Consider the following 3,093-nt stretch of genomic DNA (forward strand, 5'->3'; position numbering starts at 1 on the left):
GGTGGATCGAATGGAAGACTACCTGCATCGAGCCGGTATGTACATAGGCAATTTGCATACGAGCGTAGACCGCAATAACAATCAGGACCCCGCCATCATCAGTACGGACACCGGCAGAATCCGTCATGCGAAAAATTAGGAGAGCAGGAGTTCCCCTAAGGTCGCGCGGGGCCGTTGCATGGCGTCGTACCGAGTCATCTCATGCCATTCTGGCATAGCCGATTGGTAACAAGGTCGCAAGACCTGCATGCAAATGCCGGAGGCGAAATGAAGGATACTGCCGCCTCATGCATAGTGAGCCTCAACAGACGGATTCGGCGAGATTGGAGGGGCGAAATGGATCGCAAAGAAGACGGGTGCGAAGCGCATGAAGAAACGATATACTCCAGCCGCACAGTCCCATCTTCAACAGATTAACCACGCAAAGGAGGATGATTCATGGCAACGCCACGTATTGCGGCCAAGGAGCCTGCCGTCATTTCGCTGGACTCGGGAACCTATTATTGGTGTGTATGTGGGCGCTCGCGGGATCAGCCATTTTGTGATGGTTCTCATCAAGGAACCGGATTCGAGCCGGTCGAGTTTACGGTGGCCGAGAAGAAGGAAGTGGCGTTGTGCCAGTGCAAGCAGACCAAAACCCCGCCATACTGCGACGGTACGCACCAGACGCTCTGAGCGTAACCATGCCGAGTACGCATGCCATGGAGTCATGGGACGGGTATCGTGCGAGGCAACACGCAATACCGGTGAGGGAAGGTTCAAGTTCTGTCTGCCTCAGGCTGGGTCTGACAGGATGGCCTGTTGCGTAATGATTGCGAGCGAATCCATACTACCCCGCTAATGTGTTGTCGGCGGGAGCCCGGAAATGTCCGAGACGGAACATTATCGAGCACTGCTTGAAGTCAGTAAAGCCATCCTCGCCCACAAGGATCTCACAGCGCTTTTCCATCAGCTTTCCCGGAGTCTGCCTTCGCTCTTGAAATTGGGTTTTGTCGACCTTGCTCTGCATGAACCGGCTCGGCAAGTCATGCGCGCCTATACGATCGCGACTCCCGAGGACGCGCCGGAACAGATCCTATTCCATGATTGCGCGCACGTCTTGTCCGACTACGGAACGGCTCCTGAAGAAGAAGTTCAGGTCGCCTGCTTCAGCAGATTCAGAAAAAGAGAGGAGACTGTATGGTATCGGAAAATCGTTATCTCATGTCCTGGGAAAGCTTTTGGAGCACGTCTACGGACACACCTGGCGAAATCTTTTGGGATGCCGATCCAGTTCATGCGGCCCAAGAAGACTTGGAACTGTTCCGAGACTATTTCAGCCCCAGCCTTCCGTTGGTCGACCTGGGTTGCGGTAACGGCACTCAGACACGCTTTCTTGCAAAGCATTTTGCGCGAGTGATCGGGACGGAGATCGCGCCGGCCGCGGTGGAGCTGGCGCGAAAGACCAATGGCGCTCCCAACGTTTCATACCGCCTCTTGGATGTGTTGTGTCCTGGCGACGCGCAACGCCTCCATGAGGAAATCGGTGACGCAAACCTTTATGTGCGGACAGTACTGCATCAGCTGTCGTCTGCGGACCACAAGACTGCCGCGGAGAGTACCGAACAACTGCTCGGAGCCACAGGAACTCTGTATCTCATCGAATTGTCCTCGGCGGCCGAGCCGTTCTTCTCCCAGTTGATTCAACGGTACGGGCTGCCTCCCGGGCTTGCCCGGGTCTTTCAGCATCAGATCACACCGGGCATGTTGGATGAAAAAGATTTGGCGGTGCTGTTTCCTCATGACCGATTCACGCTGCTGAGAACCGGCGAGAGCCGAATCCAGACCGTGCAGACCCTTCCGACCGGGGAAGTCGTGAAGGTTCCCGCTTTCTATGCCGTTCTTCGACGGCGGTAGTGCTGGCACAGGTCTCTTAAGAAGAGGAACGAAAGGAGCGCGCATGACAACGTCCGATCCATTGGATGTGATCACGCAACTCGTTACGGCCATGAATGCGCAGGATTTGGAATCGGCCATGGCCTTGTTTGAGCCGGGCGCGTCATTCGTCATGAAACCCGGGGCCGTCGTCACCGGAACGGCTGGGATACGTCAGGCACTGGAGGGATTCATGATGCTGAAGCCCACGTTAACCATCGAGGCACAACAACTCGTGCGGGCAGGCGATGTCGCGCAATACTGCGCGCGATGGAATCTGAAGGGAATCGATCCTACAGGAGCTGTCGTGCATCTCGGTGGCCGATCCTCCAGTATTTTACGGCTCCAGTCGAATGGGAAATGGCTGTTCCTGGTAGATAATCCCTGGGGAACTGACATTGTAGCTTAATCGAGTAGAGAAATCGGTCATGCTGGACGAGGTGCACTCGTTCTGCGAGAGGTATGGTCTCTCACCTCCCTCTTGAGCCGCCATTCGTTCATACGCCATACTGTGCTCATGAATCGGGAGTCCGTACATCCCTGCGAAACCCTCGCGGAGCGTTATCAGGCTCTGTTGGAAGTCGCGCAAGCGATTTCCGCGCAACGAGATCTCGATCGGCTCTTTTACGATTTGGCCCATCGTCTTCCTCGGGTCGTGCAGGTAAATTTTGTCGACTTGTCTCTGCATGATCCTGTCAAAAACGTCATGCGCCTCCATACGATTCAGGCAAATGTACCGGCCGACCTGATAGGAGGACATGAGGTGACGGTCGAGGATTGTCCCTCAGGATTGGTGTGGCAAGGGCAACAATCACTGCTGGTGCCCAATCTGTCGGAGGAACGCCGATGGACAAAAGTCATCGGGGCGATGAGGGAGGACGGGACGCAGTCGTTTTGTTTCGTTCCTTTGACGACCGCAAGAGGGCGGTTGGGCGCCATGGGATTCCTGAGTTTGCAGAAAGAGGCCTATGGTGATGCGGATCTGGAGTTCTTCCAGCAAGTCGCCAAGCAAGTGGCGATCGCGGTGGAAAATGCCCTGGCATTCCAGCAAATTGCCGAGCTTAAAGATAAACTGGCGAAGGAGAAGCTGTACCTCGAAGAGGAACTTCGTATCGAACATGGGTTTGGGGATATCATCGGCGACAGCCATGCGTTAGTGCAGGTGTTGAAACAAGTCGA

The 3,093-nt window shown here is 55.2% G+C and carries 4 protein-coding genes; all 4 read left to right on the forward strand.

The window, feature by feature from the left end:
* Positions 1-438: 438 nt before the first annotated feature.
* Complete coding sequence (locus ACOSYY_RS02615) at positions 439-675, forward strand: CDGSH iron-sulfur domain-containing protein (RefSeq protein ID WP_421660716.1); 237 nt, start codon at positions 439-441, stop codon at positions 673-675.
* Positions 676-1,179: 504 nt separating this feature from the next.
* A complete protein-coding gene (locus tag ACOSYY_RS02620; protein WP_421660717.1) occupies positions 1,180-1,896 on the forward strand; it encodes a class I SAM-dependent methyltransferase in 717 nt (238 codons plus the stop codon).
* A 43-nt stretch (positions 1,897-1,939) separates the two neighbouring features.
* Complete coding sequence (locus tag ACOSYY_RS02625) at positions 1,940-2,323, forward strand: YybH family protein (RefSeq protein WP_421660718.1); 384 nt, start codon at positions 1,940-1,942, stop codon at positions 2,321-2,323.
* Positions 2,324-2,431: 108 nt separating this feature from the next.
* The coding region (locus ACOSYY_RS02630) for a GAF domain-containing protein (RefSeq protein WP_421660719.1) at positions 2,432-3,093 on the forward strand (662 nt) is incomplete at its 3' end.

This window comes from Nitrospira sp. BLG_2 (assembly GCF_049222245.1).